This is a genomic window from Streptomyces sp. NPDC090045, from assembly GCF_044747975.1.
GTDB lineage: Bacteria > Actinomycetota > Actinomycetes > Streptomycetales > Streptomycetaceae > Streptomyces.
On the sequence record NZ_JBIVFA010000006.1, the window covers coordinates 354,940 to 373,881 of the forward strand.

The 18,942-nt window shown below is 70.7% G+C and carries 16 protein-coding genes; 10 read left to right on the top strand and 6 right to left on the bottom strand.

Annotated elements, in window-relative coordinates; translation table 11 throughout:
- Positions 1-63: 63 nt before the first annotated feature.
- The gene (locus ACIPYQ_RS19220) at positions 64-219 is read right to left on the bottom strand and encodes a hypothetical protein (protein WP_327414573.1); all 156 of its coding nucleotides are present in this window, start codon (positions 217-219) and stop codon (positions 64-66) included.
- A gap of 744 nt (positions 220-963) precedes the next feature.
- On the opposite strand from ACIPYQ_RS19220, the gene ACIPYQ_RS19225 reads away from it, so the two are divergent.
- A complete protein-coding gene (locus ACIPYQ_RS19225) occupies positions 964-2,322 on the top strand; it encodes a hypothetical protein (RefSeq protein WP_401252527.1) in 1,359 nt (452 codons plus the stop codon).
- Here the strand turns inward: ACIPYQ_RS19225 and ACIPYQ_RS19230 are convergent.
- The 3 genes from ACIPYQ_RS19230 to ACIPYQ_RS19240 all read right to left on the bottom strand — a co-directional run bounded on the left by ACIPYQ_RS19230 (position 2,292) and on the right by ACIPYQ_RS19240 (position 5,747).
- Positions 2,292-2,825 (bottom strand): NUDIX hydrolase, encoded by a 534-nt coding sequence (locus tag ACIPYQ_RS19230; RefSeq protein ID WP_401252530.1) that lies wholly within the window; start codon positions 2,823-2,825, stop codon positions 2,292-2,294. The two genes, ACIPYQ_RS19225 and ACIPYQ_RS19230, sit on opposite strands and share 31 nt — an antisense overlap.
- A gap of 263 nt (positions 2,826-3,088) precedes the next feature.
- On the bottom strand, positions 3,089-4,891 hold the full coding sequence (locus ACIPYQ_RS19235; RefSeq protein ID WP_401252533.1) for a hypothetical protein: 1,803 nt from the start codon (positions 4,889-4,891) through the stop codon (positions 3,089-3,091).
- 406 nt (positions 4,892-5,297) lie between these two features.
- The gene (locus ACIPYQ_RS19240) at positions 5,298-5,747 is read right to left on the bottom strand and encodes an SCO4225 family membrane protein (protein ID WP_401252536.1); all 450 of its coding nucleotides are present in this window, start codon (positions 5,745-5,747) and stop codon (positions 5,298-5,300) included.
- A 351-nt stretch (positions 5,748-6,098) separates the two neighbouring features.
- On the opposite strand from ACIPYQ_RS19240, the gene ACIPYQ_RS19245 reads away from it, so the two are divergent.
- The 9 genes from ACIPYQ_RS19245 to ACIPYQ_RS19285 all read left to right on the top strand — a co-directional run bounded on the left by ACIPYQ_RS19245 (position 6,099) and on the right by ACIPYQ_RS19285 (position 14,783).
- Positions 6,099-6,557: a DUF6344 domain-containing protein gene (locus ACIPYQ_RS19245; RefSeq protein ID WP_401252540.1), complete on the top strand. Its 459-nt coding sequence runs from the start codon at positions 6,099-6,101 to the stop codon at positions 6,555-6,557.
- 517 nt (positions 6,558-7,074) lie between these two features.
- On the top strand, positions 7,075-7,386 hold the full coding sequence (locus ACIPYQ_RS19250) for a hypothetical protein (RefSeq protein ID WP_401252543.1): 312 nt from the start codon (positions 7,075-7,077) through the stop codon (positions 7,384-7,386).
- A gap of 201 nt (positions 7,387-7,587) precedes the next feature.
- On the top strand, positions 7,588-8,745 hold the full coding sequence (locus tag ACIPYQ_RS19255) for an acyl-CoA dehydrogenase family protein (protein ID WP_401252546.1): 1,158 nt from the start codon (positions 7,588-7,590) through the stop codon (positions 8,743-8,745).
- Positions 8,742-9,725, top strand: a complete 984-nt coding sequence (locus ACIPYQ_RS19260; RefSeq protein WP_401252549.1) for a bifunctional MaoC family dehydratase N-terminal/OB-fold nucleic acid binding domain-containing protein — start codon at positions 8,742-8,744, stop codon at positions 9,723-9,725. Before ACIPYQ_RS19255 ends, ACIPYQ_RS19260 begins: the two co-directional genes overlap by 4 nt.
- Entirely contained in the window at positions 9,725-10,768 is a 1,044-nt protein-coding gene (locus tag ACIPYQ_RS19265) for an acyl-CoA dehydrogenase family protein (protein ID WP_401252552.1), read from the top strand. Before ACIPYQ_RS19260 ends, ACIPYQ_RS19265 begins: the two co-directional genes overlap by 1 nt.
- Entirely contained in the window at positions 10,765-11,148 is a 384-nt protein-coding gene (locus ACIPYQ_RS19270) for a MaoC family dehydratase (RefSeq protein WP_319723668.1), read from the top strand. Before ACIPYQ_RS19265 ends, ACIPYQ_RS19270 begins: the two co-directional genes overlap by 4 nt.
- Entirely contained in the window at positions 11,145-12,311 is a 1,167-nt protein-coding gene (locus ACIPYQ_RS19275) for a lipid-transfer protein (protein ID WP_361753345.1), read from the top strand. Before ACIPYQ_RS19270 ends, ACIPYQ_RS19275 begins: the two co-directional genes overlap by 4 nt.
- Before the next feature lie 133 nt (positions 12,312-12,444).
- On the top strand, positions 12,445-12,978 hold the full coding sequence (locus tag ACIPYQ_RS19280) for a SigE family RNA polymerase sigma factor (protein ID WP_361753347.1): 534 nt from the start codon (positions 12,445-12,447) through the stop codon (positions 12,976-12,978).
- 152 nt (positions 12,979-13,130) lie between these two features.
- A complete protein-coding gene (locus tag ACIPYQ_RS19285; RefSeq protein ID WP_401252557.1) occupies positions 13,131-14,783 on the top strand; it encodes a long-chain fatty acid--CoA ligase in 1,653 nt (550 codons plus the stop codon).
- Positions 14,784-14,841: 58 nt separating this feature from the next.
- On the opposite strand, the gene ACIPYQ_RS19290 is transcribed toward ACIPYQ_RS19285, so the two are convergent.
- Together ACIPYQ_RS19290 and ACIPYQ_RS19295 are read right to left on the bottom strand one after the other, a co-directional pair.
- Positions 14,842-15,417, bottom strand: a complete 576-nt coding sequence (locus tag ACIPYQ_RS19290) for an antibiotic biosynthesis monooxygenase (protein WP_401252560.1) — start codon at positions 15,415-15,417, stop codon at positions 14,842-14,844.
- A 13-nt stretch (positions 15,418-15,430) separates the two neighbouring features.
- Complete coding sequence (locus ACIPYQ_RS19295) at positions 15,431-18,841, bottom strand: PAS domain-containing protein (RefSeq protein ID WP_401252563.1); 3,411 nt, start codon at positions 18,839-18,841, stop codon at positions 15,431-15,433.
- Positions 18,842-18,942 lie beyond the last annotated feature (101 nt).

Consider the following 18,942-nt stretch of genomic DNA (forward strand, 5'->3'; position numbering starts at 1 on the left):
GTGAGGCCGGGGGCCCGCCGTGGTTGACGAGCCCCCGGTTGGTGCTGTGGCGTGCTGGTGGTGCTACTCCTGCGGGAGGTTCAGGCCGTCACGGTTCTCGCCGTCGTCCCCCGCGGAGGTGCCGGTGGAGTCGGACTCCGCCGCCGCAGCGGTGAAGCGGTCCTGGACCTTGATCAGGCTCTTGACGCCGATCAGCAGGTCTTCCTTCTGCGCTGCCATGTGTGTCTCCGTTTCCTGGAAGTCCAGGGCCGACGGATGCCGGCCCAGCCCCGATGGGGCGTACCTCACCAGCCCTGTTGTTCGGGGCCAGCGAGGAGACGGGGGTGGCGCGAGGCCACGGATCGAGCGAACTCGGGATTCGTGCCGCAAGCCGGTCGCCAGTCAGCGGCCGGGATCACCGGCAATGGCCAGGGTGACCACCAGGACGATGACGGCGGCGGCGTAGAGGAGCACGGCGAGCTGTTGGCGCCAGCCCCGCGGAGCTCGGCCACGTACCCGGGAATCCCGTTCTAAGGGAGCTTTCAACGTCGGAAGGCGGCCACTACGCCGCCCCCGGCGCGATGGATGCCGGCTGAAGGGCACGGACCGACGACGAGGTCCCGCCACAGCGGGGGCACTCGCACGGGGGGTAGCGGCCGGGGTTGGAGAGGATGTCGAACGGGTCGCCTTCCAGGACCCGTGTGCTCGGCGACCACGTCCGGCCCGAGTCCCGCGATACCCGGATGCTCATCAGGACGCGGGGCTCTATGCCCAGGTCAGGGGTTGCCCCGAGGGCCGTTCGCTCTGTGTCAGGAGTGCCCGCCGAATCGTTCAAGGCGGTCGTCCTTGGTCGCTTCGCCATGTCCAGAAGGATCGCGATCAGGACGACGTGCCAGAAAGGCCCAGCGGATTACCCAACTTGGGTAACATCACGGTCGGTTGAGACCTTGAAGCGATCCGTAGTCTTCCTCCGGAGCGTGCCCGATGCCCGAGTCACGTCGCACGAAGGAACTACCGGCAAGTCTGCTCACCGATCCCGAGATGATCGACGCGTGCCGCGAGCGCGACTTCGCAAGGGTCTTTCGCCTGGTCAAGGCACGCGCAGGCATCTACCCATCGATGATCGCGCGCCAGTGTGAGCTGACACCGAGCCGAGTGGGGGAGGTAATCGCGGGCCAGCGGCAGCTGCTCCACATGGACGTGATCGAGCGGATTGCCGACGGGTTGCGCATCCCGGGGCACATGCTCGGGCTTGCCCGACGGGAGTGGGAAACGCCGGTCGCGCTTGCCGTAGAGGAGCGAGAGCCACCGGGGTCGGTGAACCCTCCTGCCGGGCTCAGGCCGCTTGCCGCCTTACCCGGGGTGGATGTGGACAGGATCCTTGCCTTGGCTGCCGGAACCAAGCCGAGCCCTGCCACTCTCCAGGCGCTCCGGTCCTCGATCGAGGACTACTGGCGACGCGACGACGAGCACGGAGGAGAGACCCTTCGACCGGCCGTCGTCGGCCAGCTGCGATACGTCGAAGGGCTGCTGAAGGACCAGCGGCCGACGCTGATACAGAACGGCCTCTACGGCATCGCGGCGGAGCTGGCGCGGCTGACGGGTTGGACGTACTTCGACGCCCGGCAGTACCAGCAGGCCCGCGCGTACTTCTCGGAGGCTCTGCAACTGGCCAGAGAGATTGACGACCATCCGTTCATGGCCAACGTGCTGGCCTGCATGAGCCTGCAAGCGACCTACCAGGACAAGCCGGCGGACGCGCTTGCACTGGTGTCTGCTGCCCAGGACCAAGCCCGTGCCGCCAGCGGGGCGACGCCGAGAGTACGGGCGATGCTGGCCATGCGCGAAGCCTTCGCCCACGCGACCTTGGGGGACCGGAAGGCGACGCATAACGCGATCTCCGAGGCTCACAGTCAGTTCGAGCGCATCCGCGAGGGCGACCCGGACCCGGCATGGGTGACGTACTTCGATGAGCTGAAGCTCATCGTGGACACCGGCATTGCGCACGGCCGTCTTGGGGAAGCTGCGATTGCCGAACCTCTGATCGCGGATGCGTTGGCGCGGGAGGATCCTGCGAACCAGCGCGGCCGGGCGTTCCATGCCTTCTGGCTGGCCCGGACGCAGCTCCAACGGGGCAAGCTCGACCAGGCGTGCCACACGGCGATAGAGGCCCTCGTGCCTGCCGCGGCGGTGTCGTCCGAGCGGGTGGCCGGGCACCTTCGCGAGTTCTACGAGCAGCTTGCGCCCTATCGCGAGATGCCGGCCGCGGTTGCCTTCGAGGCACGTCTACGAGCGATGCTTCCCCCGCAGGGTCAGCGAACCCCTTCGTCCATCAGGATGTAGAGGAGGCCGACCAGGGAGCCGCTGCTGACGATCTCGCGGCGGTCGATCATGCCCCGGATGTTCGCCAGTGGGATCCACTCGACGCGATCCGACTCGTTCTTCTCTGTCGGCGGCCCGTCGTACTTCGCACCGTCGGCGCGGAACAGGTGGTGTTGGGAATCGGTGATGCCGTTCGCCGGTTCGGCATAGATCAGAGGCTTCATCGGACCCGGACGCCAGCCGGTCTCTTCGAGGACTTCGCGGGCGGCAGCCTCGCCGGGGGTCTCGTCCGCCTCCACCAGGCCCATGGGTAGCTCCCACGCCCACGCGTCCGTGATGAAGCGGTGGCGCCACATCATCAGGACCTCTTGGCGGTCGTTGAGCACCGCGGCCACGGCCAGGTGGCGGAGCTTGACGACGTGGTGTTCCCAGCGGTGGCCGTCCGGCGTTTCGATGTCGGTGAGCCACAGGTTCACCCACTTGTTTTCGTAGATCGGACGTTCCCCGTGGATCTTCCACTGCATCGCTGCGGCCCCTCTCGATCGGCCTCCAGCATCGCAGAGTCAGGCTGAAGGACAGTCGGCTTCCGGCAAATTCATGTCACAGTGACGAATACCGCCCAGAGCCCGGGCAGCAGTGAAGCACTGAGTAGGACTGGTGTGTGTGGAGCCGGTGGTTCACGGAGTGCAGGAGCTGGCGGGATCGCGTGCCTAAGGGGTGGATGAATGCCGCTGCAGGGCGGATGGTGGGGTGCTAGCACCCGCTCCCCGCATGTAATCGGATTGTTTTAGAGTCCGGCGCGTCCCCGTGCCACCTCGTGGGCTGCGCGCAGCATCTCGCGTTGATCCTCGTCCAGGCTCTGCGGCTGAGTGGCGTGTGCGCTGATGGCGAAGAAGGAGATGGGCCCGTAGAACGGGCCGTCGTGGCAGTCGAGCAGGCGCAGAATCTCGTCAGCGACGGGATTGGAGCTCTCGGACGAAGCTGTGACCAGCTCTGCCACGTAGGCGTGGACGGAGGATGGGGAGGGCAACCAGATCCGGTCGACGACCCCGGCGCCGGCTGAACCGACCTTGTCACGCATGCCATCGACTGGGGCGGTGTGGAATTGCAGCTCCCCTTCCGGGGTGACCAGGGCGTAGGTGATCGCTGGACCACTCGGCTCTTGTTTACGGCCAGCCCTCAAGTCGTCGAGGAAGGACTCCATGTTGTGGTCGGTCTCGTTGCTCTGGAGGTCGGCCATGTCGCCATCGAATTCGGCGGTCTCCAGTGGCCGAGCTTCGGTGCGCTGCTTCAGGGTAAGAAAGCGGCTGAGTGCCTCGATCTCCGCGTCGTGCTGTTCCAGGAGTCGCAGGGCAGTGCCCAGAGTCGCTGGGCGCGCAACCCAGTTCGGCAGGTCGTACTCGTCGATGCGGCGGTCGTGCAGGAAACCGATACGTCGACCGACGTTGGTGACAGCAGCCGCCGACACGTTGCCGGGCTTCAGCCCGGGCGTGCGCTGACCCCATGCCACCGCTGCGGCCGCAGCGCTCCACGCAATGGCGATGAGCTGTCCGAGCGTGAAGCCCTCTCGCAGTGCTCCCAGAAGCGTCTCGTAGGCGTCAGGCAGACGATGTTCCGGGATGGGCTCCTCCTGATAGGTGCGGATCAGCAAGCCGTCGAGGTAGGTCACAGCCAAACCGGCCTGAAGTTTGTGCACCTGGTGCCGCACTTCGTCTGCCCGGCTGATCAACATGCGGCCCAGCAGGGACGTGATCTCACGGCGCGCCGCTGTCTTGCTGCCCAGGGCGGGCGCCAGACACCAAGGGATCTGCTTGATGTACACGCCGCGGACGGTGCCGTCGTCGTCAAACGCGAAGTCCCCAGTCGTAGCCGGCAGGGTCGGACAGATCCACCGCTCCTGGTGCAGGCTGCGGAATACCTCCACGTCGACCTCCGCAGACGCCGCCAGTGAGTAGTCCAAGCTCTGCAGCGGCCCGATCGTCTCGGTGTCCTTCCGCTGCATGATGTCCACCATGGAAACCAGTGTCAGTGCGTCCACGACGCTCGGATAACTACTGGGGAAGTCTCGTCCTGCCTGCTCCTGCAACCACGACGAGGCCGCATCGACACGTGCCTGGTTCTGCTGCCGATGCTCTTCTGCAACCCGCTGCGCTTCCTGGGCCGCATGCTCTGCCGCAGCTGTCTGACAGTCGTGGCATGAGCCGCCCGTGACGGTCTCCTCGCTCGGGAACACGTCCGGCGCCCACTTCCGAGTCGCGACCATGTCCGAGCGGCTGTGAATCCTCTTCGGTCCGGCGCAGTCGGGGCAGACGATGGTGAGCAGATCCGCGTGGCAGGACGCCTTCACCGTCCGCAGGATTGCAGTAGTGGCCCCGATCTCAGCGACCTTGTACGACCAGGTTCCGGGTTGGAAGAACGACCAGTAGTCCAGGCACACGGCCTTGTCTTCGTCGGACACGTCGGGCTTGAACACGACCTCGAGTAGCGGGTGATCCGTACTCGGGATGAGATGCCGGAGCTGTGACTGCTGCTTGGCGATGGTCTTGGGCTGCTTCTGCTGACGATTGCGTCGGCGCTGACGCTTCCCCATGGCGTCCCCTCCCTGGTGGATCGTCAGAATACGGCGGCCAATGACACCAGGAGACGAAATCCGGCACACCCGACCGCGACCCGGTTGGTCAGGTCTTTCTAGGGCCGTTCGGCTGGGCTCCCCAGAACGGTGCCGGGTGCGGCAGTCAGTGGACCAGGGGTGGACCGCAGGCACAACAGAACAGCCCAGGAACCCGTGAACGTGCAGGTCAGGCGTGAAGGAGTCGCCTCAACCAGGACTCTCTTGAAAACCGTCGTGGCGCGAGTCACCGTGGGTTCAAATCCCACACCCACCGCGGGAAGTAGCAGGTCAGAGGGCGGGTACCCGAACCGGGTACCCGCCCTCTGCACTCGTTTCCCGCTGTTGACCAGCGCGTATGGGCCATCTGTGGGCCAGGATCACGGCGCTAGACCTGCGCACTCCTGGCGTCGCGCCGCCGCGCCACGTAGCGCAACAGGGCCCAGATCGCCGCAGCGTTGACCAGGGCGCTGACCAGGACCGCGCCGTAGAAGCCGAATTCGGACCACATGTCGAGCTTGCTGTCGATGGATGTGTCCGGTGCCACCCAGTCCGCGGGGAGTGGGTCCGACTCCGAGGGGTAGTCCGTGGGCAGCTTCGTGGGCGGCTGAGAGCCGTACTGGGGATGGGGATCCATGGACGGGGCCGAGTCCGGGGCGGGTATGGAGGCGCTCAGCAGGAGGAGGCTGACCGGCGCGGTGGCGAGGATCGGCCAGACTCCGAAGAACCCGATGTCGCCTGTCCGGCTGCCGACCGCGACGTAGACCAGCATCGCGACCACCAGCGCCAGGTATCCACCGGGCACCCACATCTCAGGCTTCGACCAGCGCCGCACCATGACGATCCCCGTTCCGTTCCGCTTCGTTCGACCTGCGCCCAGTCTCGAAGCTGCCGAGGACCGCCACCTGAGTACGCCTACTCATCGTGCTCGGCCCTGAGTACCTGCTCAGAGTCGTGCACGGCAAGCACGCCGGGGACACCGCGCAACGTATCCCCCCATCTCCGGCACACGGCGCCAGAGGATTCCGCGACCAGCCGCCGCCCGGACCTGCTTCGGCGTTCATACGTCTTTCCGGGTGGTGTTTGTCGGAACATCGGCGCGGAGGGTGGGGGTGGTGCGGTTGCGAACACATCATGACGAATGTATGCAGATCCGCCCGTCGGAACATCGCGAATCGAGGCACCCGTCATGGCCCACCGCAGCGCCCTCTCGTCGATCTGGACCTCCCTCCTCACCGCCCTTGTGGCCCTCCTCAGCTCCCTCGGCCTCGGCGGGAAGGCGGCTCTGGCCGGCGCCACCGCCCCGGCCGCCGAAGCTCCGGCTGCCGGCCTTCCGGCCTCCGCGGCCGCGGTCCGCGTAGCCCGACCGGCCGTTGCGGCCCGGCGGACCTGGCGGGCGATGATGCGGGGCGGTTCGCTCCCGCCGACCATCAAGCAGCGGATCCGCGCCGAGGCCCACGGCAAGACCCCTTCCGTTCGCCGCTCGACCACTGCCGCGGCCATGGGTGCCGGACCGGGAACCGGAACCGCCGATCGGGTCCTGACCTCGGTCGCATCCCCTGCCGGAGTCGGAGTCGGAGTCGGAGCCGGAGTTCGAGTGGGCGCCCCCGCGGTCCCCGCCCGAGGAGCGCTCGCGCTCGCCGCGTGACCCCGTACCCGAACCGCAGTCCCAGAAGCAGCCGCAGTCGTAGGCGTAGAAGTAGACGTAGTCGTACGGCGCTGGAGCCCGGTCCGTCGTGACCGTGGATCGCGCCGCGTGGCGCCCCCGGAGCGGGGCGCTGATGGATCACCCCGGCGTGCGCCGGGGGTGTGCAGGGGCGTGGAGCTTGGCATTGCAGGGCCGCAGGCCCGGGAGACGGTGGGGTTCCCGGACGGCGCGGCCCTTTTCGGCATGTCCGGGACCAGGCGGTCTGGCGGAACGCTTCCTCTCTTGTGCGTCGCGGGCTGCGGCCGGTCCCAGGGTGCTGACCTGGGGCTTCGGGGGCGCGAATGAGGTTTATCCGATGTTGGTCATACTTGCGGGGGAATCGGGGACTCCGGGGTGGTTCGCCGGGGATTCGGTGGGCAACTCTGGTCTCGCGACGTCGTCACCACACGGAACGACCGAGGTGGTCGGCCAACTGCCTTGGAGCAAGTCCCACTTCGGTTTTCTGGAGGATAAAGACATGGCAAGCATCCGTACCGCCCGCGTCATCGCCGCCGTCGCCGCTCTCCCCCTCGCCGTCGCGCTCTTCGGCGGTGTGGCATCGGCCGACAACGGCTCCTTCGCGAACGACGGATCGAATGCGAGCGTCGCCAGCATCATCGGCAGCGGCGTGGGTGGCTCCAACAGCGGCAACTCGTCCACCTCGCAGCAGGTGGCCACCGGTTCCGGTGCCTCCAACCAGAACAACACCGCGCAGGTCAACGGCTCGGCTTTTACGGCGATTCACCAGGCCAACTCGAACGTAGAGGTCAATTTCTTCCCCTGGTCGTAGCCGCAGCCTGAGCCGCTCCGCAACCTGAGGGCGCCCGTGCGACCGGACCGGCTGGGGTCCGGTAGCGCGGGCGCCCTCGCGCGTGCCCGCGCTCTCCGGGGGCGTCCTGTGCCCTCACCTCCCTTCCCGACCTTGACACCACGGGTGAATCTGACGGACAGTCAGGTTCCCTCGATGATGTGATGCCGGGAGGCCAGCGCCGTGCACCTCGCCCCGACCGAAGGCCAGTTGCGGCTCCGTGCCGAACTGCGGGAGTACTTCCAGGATCTGCTGCCGGACGGAGCCCCCGAGGACCCGGTCCGCCAGCGCGCACTGCTGCGCCGCATCGGTGCCGACGGACTGCTCGGCCTCGGCTGGCCCGTCGAGTACGGCGGCCAGGGCCGCGGCGCCGAGGAACAGTTCGTCTTCTTCGACGAGGCCTACCGGGCCGGCGCCCCGGTCTCCATGGTCACGCTCAACACCGTTGGCCCGACCCTGATGAAGTACGGGACCCAGGAGCAGAAGGACTACTTCCTGCCCCGGATCCTCGCGGGTGACCTCGTCTTCGCCATCGGCTACTCGGAGCCCGAGGCCGGCACCGACCTGGCCTCCCTGCGCACCCGCGCGGTCCGGGACGGCGCGGACTGGCGGATCGACGGGCAGAAGATCTTCACATCCAACGCCCAGAACGCGGACTGGATCTGGCTCGCCTGCCGCACCGACCCCGAGGCCCCCAAGCACAAGGGCATATCGATCATCCTCGTGCCCACCGACGACCCCGGCTTCGCGTGGACCCCGATCGAGACGGTCGGCGGCCTCACGACCACCGCGACGTACTACGACTCCGTCCGCGTGCCCGCCGGCAACCTCGTCGGCCCCGAGCACGGCGGCTGGGGCCTGATCACCAACCAGCTCAACCACGAGCGCGTGGCGCTCGCCGCCATCGGCATGCAGGCCGAGGATTTCTACGGGTACGCGCTCGGCCACGCCCTGACCCCCGACCCGGTCACAGGCGACCGGCCCGCCGACCTCCCCTGGGTGCAGTCCCGGCTCGCCGAGGCGCACGCGCGACTGGCCGCCGTACGCCTCCTCAACTGGCGCCTCGTCCAGGACGTGGGCGGCGGCAGCCTGGCCCCGGGTGACGCCAGTGGCGTGAAGTTCCTCGGCACCGAGTCCACCGTCGAGGTGTACCGGATGTGCCAGGAGGTGGTGGGCGAGGAGGCCCTGATCCGGGGGCCGGGGCCCGGCGTCTTCGCGGGCGGCGAGCTGGAGCGGATGAACCGGGCCGCGCAGATCAACACCTTCGGCGGCGGGGTCAGCGAGGTCCAGCGGGAGATCGTCGCCATGATGCGGCTCGGCATGAAGGGGAGAAAGCGATGACGGCGGACGCCACGGGCACCCGTACGGGCCGCGACACCGGCACGGACGCGGGCTCCAGCACCAGTACCGGCACGGTCGAGGACGCAGCCCGGTTCCACGCGCTGCTGACGGCCTTCGAAGGCCGCCCGGCCGCCACCGGCGGCCGGGGCAAGGACCCGGTCAACGAGCCGATGATCCGCCACTGGTGCGAGGCGATGGGCGACGCCAACCCCGCCTACACCGGGCCGGACGCCATCGCTCCGCCCACCATGCTCCAGGCCTGGACGATGGGCGGGCTCTCCGGCCACTCCGACCGCTCCTCCGCCTACGACGAACTGTTCGCGCTCCTCGACGGCGCCGGCTTCACCTCCGTGGTCGCCACCGACTGCGAGCAGGAGTACCTCCGCCCGCTGCGCCCCGGCGACGCGATCACCTTCGACGCCGTGATCGAATCCGTGTCACCGCGCAAGACGACCAAGCTGGGCACCGGCCACTTCGTGACCACCCGCATGGACGTCCAGGCGGACGGGGAGCTCGCCGGCACCCACCGCTTCCGGATCCTCAAGTACGCCCCCGCGGTCAGACGGGAGAAGAAGCCCGAGGCCCGGCGCCCCCGCCCGGTGGTCAACCGCGACAACCAGGGCTTTTGGGACGGGGTGCGGGAGCACAAGCTGCTGATCCAGCGCTGCACCTCCTGCGCCACCCTGCGCTTCCCGTGGCTGCCCGGATGCAACGCCTGCGCGAGCCCCGACTGGGACACCGTCGAGGCCTGCGGAGCCGGCACGGTGTTCAGCTACGTCGTCATGCACCACCCGCCCTTCCCGGCGTTCGACCCGCCGTACGCCGTCGCACTCGTCGAACTCGCCGAGGGGGTCCGGATGATCAGCAACATCACCGGCGTGCCGTACGACAAGGTGCGCATCGGCCTGCCCGTCCAGCTGGAGTTCCTGCGCGTCGACGACGACCTCGAACTCCCCGTCTTCCGCGGGAGCGACGGCTGATGGACTTCCACCCCACCGAGGAGCAGGCCGCCGCGGCCGGTCTCGCCGCCCGGATCTTCGCCGATCTCGCCACCCACGAACGCCTCGCCGCCGCCGGCACCGGCAGCGACGCCGAGCTGTGGAAGGCCCTCACCGCGGCCGGACTGATCGCCGCCGTCGAGGAGATCGGCCTGCTCGGGCTGGTCCTGCTGCTGGAGGAACAGGGCCGCACCACCGCGCAGGTCCCCTACGCCGCCACCTGCGCGTACGGGATCCTCCCCGTGGCCGCGCACGGCAGTTTCGAGCAGCGCGCCCGGCTGCTGCCGGCCCTCGGCTCGGGCGAAGCCGTCGCCACCGGGGCCTTCCCGGCGCGCGGCCGGATCACCGCCTCGTCCGAAGGCCGCCTCACCGGCACCGCCCCCGCCGTGCCCTGGCTGCGCGACGCCACGCACGTACTGGTCCCGGACGCGGACCGGGCGCTGTGGCTCGTACGGACGGATGCACCCGGAGTGGAGACGGCGGCGGTGGAGACCACCGCCCCCTGGGCGGCGGGCCGGCTGACCCTGAGCGGAGTCGAGGCCGAGCGCATCGGGAGCGACGGCGCCTACGAGGACACCCTCGCCGCCGCCCGGACCGCCTTCGCCGGGCTCCAGGCGGGCGTCTGCGCGGGCTCGCTCGCCCGGGCCGTGGAACACACCTCCACCCGTGAACAGTTCGGCCGGCCGCTCTCCACCAACCAGGGCGTCATGCTCCGCGCGGCCGACGCCTACATGGACACCGAGGCGATCCGGGTGACCGCGTACGAGGCGGCCTGGCGCATCGACCAGGGCCTGCCGGCCCGCGAGCACGCGCTGACGACGGCCTGGTGGGCCTCGGAAGCGGGCAAGCGGGTCGTGCACGCGGGCCAGCACCTGCACGGCGGCATGGGCGCCGACCTGGACCATCCCGTCCACCGGCACTTCCTGTGGGGGCGCCAGCTGGACGCGTACCTGGGCTGCGGCAGCGAGCTGCTGGCCGAACTGGGAGCTTCGATCGCTTCGACAGCCGAGGGAGAACACGCATGAACATCGGCGACACGCTGCCGCCGCTGGAGATACCGGTCACCCGCACGCTGATCGTCGCGGGCGCGATCGCCTCCCGCGACTACCAGGACGTGCACCACGACGCGGCGCTCGCGCAGGAGAAGGGCTCCCCGGACGTCTTCATGAACATCCTGACCACGAACGGCCTGGTCGGCCGGTACGTCACCGACCACCTGGGGCCGCGGGCCGTCCTGCGCAAGGTGGCCATCCGCCTCGGCGCCCCCAACTACCCGGGCGACACGATGACCCTCACCGGGACGGTCACCGCCGTGGCCGGCAACACCGTGGAAATCCGGGTCGTCGGCGCCAACGGCATCGGCCACCACGTGTCGGGGACGGTCACCGCGGAGGTGCCGGCATGAGCGTCCGCACCCGGGACGAGCTCGGCGGCCGGGCCGCCATCGCCGGCATCGGCGCGACCGAGTTCTCCAAGAACTCCGGCCGCAGCGAGCTCAAGCTGGCCGTCGAGGCCGTGCACACCGCCCTCGACGACGCCGGGCTCACCCCCGCCGACGTCGACGGCATGGTCACCTTCACGATGGACGCCAACCCCGAGATCACCGTCGCCCAGGCGGCTGGCATCGGGGACCTGTCGTTCTTCTCCCGCATCCACTACGGCGGCGGCGCGGCCTGTGCCACCGTCCAGCAGGCCGCCCTCGCCGTCGCCACCGGGGTCGCGGAGGTCGTGGTCTGCTACCGGGCCTTCAACGAGCGCTCCGGGCGCCGCTTCGGCTCCGGCGTCCAGCAGCGGGAGCCCTCGGCGGAGGGGGCGGCGCTCGGCTGGTCGCTGCCCTGGGGGCTGCTGACCCCCGCCTCCTGGGTGGCCATGACCGCCCAGCGCTACCTGCACACCTACCACCTCACCCCCGAGGCCTTCGGGCACGTCGCGGTCACCGACCGCCGGCACGCCGCGAACAATCCGGCCGCCTACTTCCACGGCAAGCCCATCACCCTCGCCGACCACGCCGCCTCACGCTGGATCGTGGAGCCGCTGCGGCTGCTGGACTGCTGCCAGGAGACCGACGGCGGCCAGGCCCTCGTCGTCACCACGGCCGAGCGGGCCCGGGACCTGCGGCACGCGCCCGCCGTGATCACCGCGGCCGCGCAGGGCGCCGGCCGCCGACAGGAGGGCATGACCTCCTTCTACCGCGACGACCTCACCGGGCTGCCCGAGATGGACGTGGTCGCGCGCCAGCTCTGGCGCACCAGCGGGCTGCGGCCCTCGGACATCGACGTGGGCATCCTCTACGACCACTTCACCCCCTTCGTGCTGATGCAGCTGGAGGAGTTCGGCTTCTGCAAGCCCGGCGAGGCCGCCGATTTCGTCGCCGCGGACGCACTGCCGATCAACACCCACGGGGGCCAGCTCGGGGAGGCGTACCTGCACGGCATGAACGGCATCGCCGAGGCCGTCCGCCAGCTGCGCGGCACCTCCGTCAACCAGGTGGAGGGCGCGTCACACGCCCTCGTCACGGCGGGGACCGGGGTGCCGACCTCCGGGCTGATCCTCGGCGCCGACGGCTGAGACCCGTCCTCAGGGCCCCCACTCCCTCCACCTTCAGGGGGTGGGGCCTGCCCCACTCCTACAACCTGAGGTGGATCCACCATCGGCACCTGCGGCCGATCCCAGGACGGGCGGGCGCTCCTAGCGTGGAGACATGACCACGCCTGTGTGCACGCTCGCCTCGAATCCGACGCCGTACCCGTCGTTCTCGGCGTACGTACGGACCCGCGGCACGGTCCTGATGCGCACCGCGCGCTCCCTCACCGCCAACCCGTGCGATGCGGAGGACCTGCTCCAGACGGCCCTCGCCAAGACGTACGTGGCCTGGGACCGCATCGAGGACCACCGCGCCCTGGACGGCTACGTCCGGCGGACCCTCGTCAACACGCGCACCTCCCAGTGGCGCAAGCGCAAGGTCGACGAGTTCGCCTGCGACGAGCTCCCGGAGACCGAGGAGGTGCCGGCCTCCGACCCCGCCGAGACTCAGGCCCTGCGCGACGCGATGTGGCGCGCCGTGACCCGGCTGCCGGACCGGCAGCGGGCCATGGTCGTCCTGCGCTACTACGAGGACCTGAGCGAGGCGCAGACCGCGGAGCTGCTGGGCGTCTCGATCGGCACGGTCAAGAGCGCCGTCTCCCGCGCGCTGGGCAAGCTCCGCGAGGACCCGGAGCTCACCCCGGTCCGATGAGGCAGGGGATGTTTCACGTGAAACGAGAGGATGTTTCACGTGAAACACGAACTGGTTTCTACCCCCGGGTAGTGACATGCCGAGTGGTATGTGCGCAGAATCGGCAGCATCCGTAGCCGCCGCAGCGCCGCAGCGCTCATCGGGAGGACGCTTTGCTCAGCACCATGCAGGACGTACCGCTCCTCGTCACCCGCATACTCCGTCACGGGATGACCATCCACGGGAAGTCCCAGGTCACCACCTGGACCGGGGAAGCCGAGCCGCACCGCCGCAGTTTCGCCGAGATCGGCACCCGCGCCACCCGCCTCGCGAGCGCCCTGCGCGACGAGCTCGGAGTGCAGCAGGACGACCGGGTCGCCACCCTCATGTGGAACAACGCCGAGCACGTCGAGGCGTACTTCGCGATCCCCTCCATGGGCGCGGTCCTGCACACCCTCAACCTGCGGCTCCCTCCCGAGCAGCTGGTCTTCATCGTCAACCACGCGGCCGACCGGGTCGTGCTGGTCAACGGCACCCTGCTGCCGCTGCTCGCGCCCCTGCTGCCGCACCTGCCGACCATCGAGCACGTGGTCGTCTCCGGCATCGGCGACCGCTCGGCGCTCGACGGTCTGAACGTCCGCGTGCACGAGTACGAGGAGCTCCTGGAGGGCCGCCCCGACAGCTACGACTGGCCCGAGCTGGACGAGCGGCAGGCCGCCGCCATGTGCTACACCTCCGGCACCACCGGGGACCCCAAGGGCGTCGTCTTCTCCCACCGCTCGCTCTACCTGCACTCCATGCAGGTCAACATGACCGAGTCGATGGGGCTGACCGGCCGGGACACCTCCCTCGTCGTGGTCCCGCAGTTCCACGTGAACGCGTGGGGGCTGCCGCACGCCACCTTCATGACCGGCGTCAACATGCTGATGCCGGACCGCTTCCTGCAGCCCGCCCCCCTCGCCGAGATGATCGAGCGGGAGAAGCCCACGCACGCCGCGGCCGTCCCCACCATCTGGCAGGGTCTGCTGGCCGAGGTCACCGCCAACCCGCGCGACCTGACCTCGATGAAGAACGTCACCATCGGCGGATCGGCCTGTCCGCCCTCCCTGATGGAGGCCTACGACAAGCTCGGAGTCCGCCTCTGCCACGCCTGGGGCATGACCGAGACCTCCCCGCTGGGCACGATGGCCCACCCGCCGGCCGGACTGACCGCCGAGGAGGAGTGGCCCTACCGGATCACCCAGGGCCGCTTCCCCGCAGGCGTCGAGGCCCGGCTGGTCGGCCCCGGCGGCGGTGACTTCCTGCCCTGGGACGGCGAGTCGGCCGGCGAGCTGGAGGTGCGCGGCAACTGGATCGCGAGCTCCTACTACGGCGGCGTGTCCGGCGAACCCATCCGGCCCGAGGACAAGTTCAGCGCCGACGGCTGGCTCAAGACCGGGGACGTCGGCGTCATAAGCCCCGACGGCTTCCTCACCCTCACCGACCGCGCCAAGGACGTCATCAAGTCCGGCGGTGAGTGGATCTCCAGCGTGGAGCTGGAGAACGCGCTGATGGCGCACCCCGAGGTCGCCGAGGCCGCCGTCGTCGCCGTCCCGGACGAGAAGTGGGGCGAGCGTCCGCTGGCCACCGTCGTCCTCAGGGAGGGCGCGACCGTGAACTACACGGGCCTGCGGGAGTTCCTCGCGCAGTCCATCGCCAAGTGGCAGCTGCCGGAGCGCTGGACGCTCGTCGAGGCCGTGCCGAAGACCAGCGTCGGCAAGTTCGACAAGAAGGTGATCCGCCAGCGGTACGCGGAAGGCGCGCTGGACGTCACCAAGCTCGACTGACGCGACGACCCGACCCGACGTGACGGCCTGATGCGCCGACCCGACGTGACGACCGGGGCTAGCCCCGGGTGAGCCACGGCCGCAGCAGCCTGCTGACGGCGGGCATGGCCACGTAGGTCATTAGGGTGCTGAAGACGACGGCGAAGGCGGCCGTCCGCAGCACGAAGTGCAGATCCACCAGGTACGGCCCGAGCAGCGCGTTGCCGACGAGCGAGATCGGGAAGATGGCCAGCCCCGAGCTGATCGCCATCTTCCACCGCGGCGGCGCGGGCCGGGTCGTACCCGGTTTGGCGAACCAGGTCTCCATGCCGTGCAGTTCCCGGCGGGCTATCTCCGTGTGGTGGTGGCCGAGGCAGTTGGAGAACCACTGGGCCCGCTCCGGGGAGTCCTGCCAGCGCTGGAACGCCGCCTGGTTGCGGAACCGGTGGACCAGGAACCACGGCCCGCCTTCCGTCGCCGGCCGGAAGAGCCCATACCCGAGGTGGTCCGGGAAGCCGGCCGCCGTCTCCAGGATCCCGTGGGCCCAGGCCTCGAAGGTCTCCTCGTGCCCCGGGTCCACCTGGCGCGCGATGAGCAGGTTCACCTCCCCGTTGTCGGCGGGGACGGTGTGCTCGCTCGTGTGGGTGGTGGCCATCGGGCCAGGATGACTAGTTGGTGCCGATCTTGGCCAGCAGGTCCACGATGCGGCCCTGTACGTCCGCCGTGGTGGCCCGCTCGGCGAGGAAGAGCACGCTCTCGCCGGACGCCAGCCTCGGCAGGTCCGCCGGGTCGACGCCCGTCGTCGTGTAGACGACCAGCGGGGTGCGGTTCAGCTGCCCGTTGGCACGCAGCCAGTCCACGATCCCCGCCCGGCGGCGGCGCACCTGCATCAGGTCCATCACCACCAGGTTGGGACGCATCCGCGTCGCCAGCTCCACGGCGTCGGTGTCGGCGCCCGCCCGGGCGACCTGCAGGCCGCGCCTTTCCAGGGCCGCCGTCAGCGCGGTCGCGATCTCGTCGTGCTCCTCGATCAGCAGGACCCGGGAGGGGTGCTGTTCGCTGTCGCGCGGCGCCAGCGCCTTGAGCAGGACCGCCGGATCGGCGCCGTACGCCGCTTCGCGCGTGGCGTGCCCCAGCCCGGCCGTGACCAGCACGGGCACCTCGGCGGCCACCGCGGCCTGGCGCAGCGACTGCAGGGCGGTCCGGGTGATCGGCCCGGTCAGCGGGTCGACGAACAGCGCGGCGGGGAACGCGGCGATCTGCGCGTCCACCTCCTCGCGGGAGTGCACGATCACCGGGCGGTAGCCGCGGTCGCTGAGGGCCTGCTGCGTCTGCACATCGGGTGCGGGCCACACCAGCAGCCGGCGCGGGTTGTCCAGGGGCTCCGGCGGAAGTTCGTCGTCCACGGGCCGGGGTACGGGCCGGTTGACCACCTCGACGGCGCCGCCCGGGCCGTCGAGCGGCTCGGGGCCCTCGTCGGAGCCCGCTTCGGGGGCCCCTATGGCGAAGGCCCGTCCCTGCGCGGCGGGCTCGGCGAGCCGGCGGCGGCGGCCGGATCCGGAGGTGGCACCCGGGCCGGAGGCGGCGGGGTCCACGGAGATGCCCTGGCCGAGGGTGCCGAGGGCGCGCACGCTGATCGGCTGCGCGGCCTGACCCTCCGCCGGGGTGTCCTGCGGCCGGCGGGCTCCGGGCACGGCGGCCGGGCCGGGGGCCTCGTCGTCCTCGGAAGCGGTACGGGCCGCCGGCACCGGCCAGGCCGGGGTGCCGGGAAGCGCCCGGCGCCGCCCGGTCGGATTCTCGGCGGGCTCGGCGGGCTCGGCGGGCTGTGCGGCGGGTACTTCGGGCTCGGCGGCGGGAGCGCCCAGCACACGGCGGCCGCGCCGCCCGGCGGGAGCGTCGGCGTCCCCCTCGGCGGGAGCGGGGGCCGGGCCGGCCATCGCGGGGGCCTGCGGAGCGGAGGGAGCCGGGGTCGGCCCGGCGGGCAGTGCGAAGCCGCCCTCGGGGGCGATGGGCCGGGCGGGCGCGGGCGTCGGCCCGAGCCCGGTCGCCGGAACCGGGCTGCCGGGCTGCGCCGGACCGGCCGGACCCAGCGCCCGCCGTCGCCCGGCGGGATGCTCGGTCAGCGGAACCGGGGGCACCGCGGGCACGGGCGGGAGCGCGGGCACGGCGGTGCCCTGCGGGGGCACGGGCCGCCCGGGCCCGCTCTGGCCACCCGGTCCGCCGGGGCCTTCGGGACCGCCCGGTCCGCCGCTGCCGCCCGGGCCACCGGGGGCTCCCGGTCCACCGGTGCCGTCGGTCTCGCCGCTGCCGTCACCGGCCCGGCCGCGCCTGCGCCCGGTACCGAGTCCGGCCGGGTTCACCGGGGACTGGGCGAGCTCCGGGCCCGCGTCGGGAACGCCGGCCTCGCCCGCCCGCCGCCGTCCGGACGGCAGCGCCAGAGCGCTCCCGCCCTGGCCGGCCGGCGCGGGGGCCGGACCCGGGGCATCGTCGTCCAGGAAGGCGTCCACTCCGCGCCGGGCCCGCCGGCCGCCGGAGACCTTGCCGGCGGCGCCGGGAGCCGTTCCGGAGCCGTCCGTGGTCGGACCGGCCGGGGGCTCCTCCGCCGGCTCCGGCAAGGTGACCGTCCCGGCACCCGCGCCGAGCGGGAGCTCCAGCACGTACGCCCCGCCGGGCGCGCCCGGAACCTCGACCGTCTGCAGCACGCCTCCGTGCGCGGCCACGATCCCGCGCACGATCGGCTCGTGGACCGGGTTCCCGCCTTCGTAGGGCCCGCGCACCTCGATCCGTACGACATCGCCGCGCTGGGCGGCCGCCACCACGATCGTCGAGTCGCCGTACCCGCTGCCCTGGGCGGTCTTGCCGGTGGCGTCCACCCCGGCGACGTCCGCGACGAGGTGGGCGAGCGCGGTCGCGATCCGGGCCGAGTCCACCTCGGCCTCGATCGTCGGCGCGTGGACGGCGAACTGCGCGCGGCCCGGACCGATCAGTTCGACCGCGCCGTCGACGCCCGCCGAGACGACGGTGTTGATCAGGACCTTCTTCTTCGCGAGCCGGTCGCTGCCGGAGTCCAGGCGCTGGAAGCCGAGCACGTTGTCCACCAGCGTGGTCATCCGCGAGTACCCGGCGGCCAGGTGGTGCAGCAGCTGGTTGGCCTCGGGCCACAGCTGACCGGCGTCGTCTGCGGCCAGGGTGGCCAGCTCACCGCGCAGCTCGTCCAGCGGCCCGCGCAGCGAGTCCCCGAGGACGGCCAGCAGCTGCGCGTGCCGCGCGGCCAGGGCGTCGTAGGGCCGCCGGTCGGTGAAGGTCATGACGGCGCCGACGAGCTGCTCCCCGTCCCGTACGGGCGAGGTCGTCAGGTCGACGGCGACGGGCTGTCCGGCCTTGTTCCACAGCACCTGTCCGCGTACGCGGTGCTTGCGTCCGCTGCGCAGGGTGTCGGCGAGCGGGGACTCCTCGAAGGGGAAGGGCGAGCCGTCGGCGCGGGAGTGCTGGACGAGGCCGTGCAGTTCGCGGTTGCCGAGGTCGGTGGCGCGGTAGCCGAGGATCTGGGCGGCGGCCGGATTGACCAGCACCACCCGTCCGTCGGTGTCGGTGCCCACGACGCCCTCGGCGGCGGCGCGCAGGATCATCTCGGTCTGCCGCTGAGAGCGGGCCAGCTCGGCCTCGGTGTCCACGGTCTGCGAGAGGTCCCGGACCACGAGCATCAGCAGCTCGTCACCGGTGTACGAGGGTTGCGGCTCGCGGTAGGCGTCGCGGCCGTCGAGATGGGCGCTGGTGATCTCTACGGGGAACTCGGAGCCGTCGGTGCGGCGCGCGATCATCCGCTTCGGCTTGGTGCGGCCGCCTTCGTCCTCGCCGGGCCGGCGCATGGAGCCGGGGATCAGCTTGGAGTCGAACTCGGGCAGGAGGTCGAGCACGCCGCGGCCGACGAGCCCCGTGCCGGGGCTCTCCATGACCTCGAGCGCGATCGAATTGGCGTTGACGACCGTGCCGTTGGCGTTGACGAGCAACAGCGCGTCCGGAAGAGCGTCGAGTATTGCTGCGAGGCGAGCAGCGCCTCGGGATGGCCTGCTGCTCACGACGAGCTTCCTCCCTGACCACAACTACCGGCAAGTCACGGGAGGAGTCTAAGGCCACAGCCCCGCGGCGGGGTGGCCGAAGTGTGGTGGATACCGCCCAT

Coding starts and splice junctions, on each gene's coding strand:
- ACIPYQ_RS19220 (WP_327414573.1), bottom strand. CDS start 219: ATGGCAGCGCAGAAGGAAGACCTGCTGATCGGCGTCAAGAGCCTGATC.
- ACIPYQ_RS19225 (WP_401252527.1), top strand. CDS start 964: ATGCCCGAGTCACGTCGCACGAAGGAACTACCGGCAAGTCTGCTCACC.
- ACIPYQ_RS19230 (WP_401252530.1), bottom strand. CDS start 2,825: ATGCAGTGGAAGATCCACGGGGAACGTCCGATCTACGAAAACAAGTGG.
- ACIPYQ_RS19235 (WP_401252533.1), bottom strand. CDS start 4,891: ATGGGGAAGCGTCAGCGCCGACGCAATCGTCAGCAGAAGCAGCCCAAG.
- ACIPYQ_RS19240 (WP_401252536.1), bottom strand. CDS start 5,747: ATGGTGCGGCGCTGGTCGAAGCCTGAGATGTGGGTGCCCGGTGGATAC.
- ACIPYQ_RS19245 (WP_401252540.1), top strand. CDS start 6,099: ATGGCCCACCGCAGCGCCCTCTCGTCGATCTGGACCTCCCTCCTCACC.
- ACIPYQ_RS19250 (WP_401252543.1), top strand. CDS start 7,075: ATGGCAAGCATCCGTACCGCCCGCGTCATCGCCGCCGTCGCCGCTCTC.
- ACIPYQ_RS19260 (WP_401252549.1), top strand. CDS start 8,742: ATGACGGCGGACGCCACGGGCACCCGTACGGGCCGCGACACCGGCACG.
- ACIPYQ_RS19265 (WP_401252552.1), top strand. CDS start 9,725: ATGGACTTCCACCCCACCGAGGAGCAGGCCGCCGCGGCCGGTCTCGCC.
- ACIPYQ_RS19270 (WP_319723668.1), top strand. CDS start 10,765: ATGAACATCGGCGACACGCTGCCGCCGCTGGAGATACCGGTCACCCGC.
- ACIPYQ_RS19275 (WP_361753345.1), top strand. CDS start 11,145: ATGAGCGTCCGCACCCGGGACGAGCTCGGCGGCCGGGCCGCCATCGCC.
- ACIPYQ_RS19280 (WP_361753347.1), top strand. CDS start 12,445: ATGACCACGCCTGTGTGCACGCTCGCCTCGAATCCGACGCCGTACCCG.
- ACIPYQ_RS19290 (WP_401252560.1), bottom strand. CDS start 15,417: ATGGCCACCACCCACACGAGCGAGCACACCGTCCCCGCCGACAACGGG.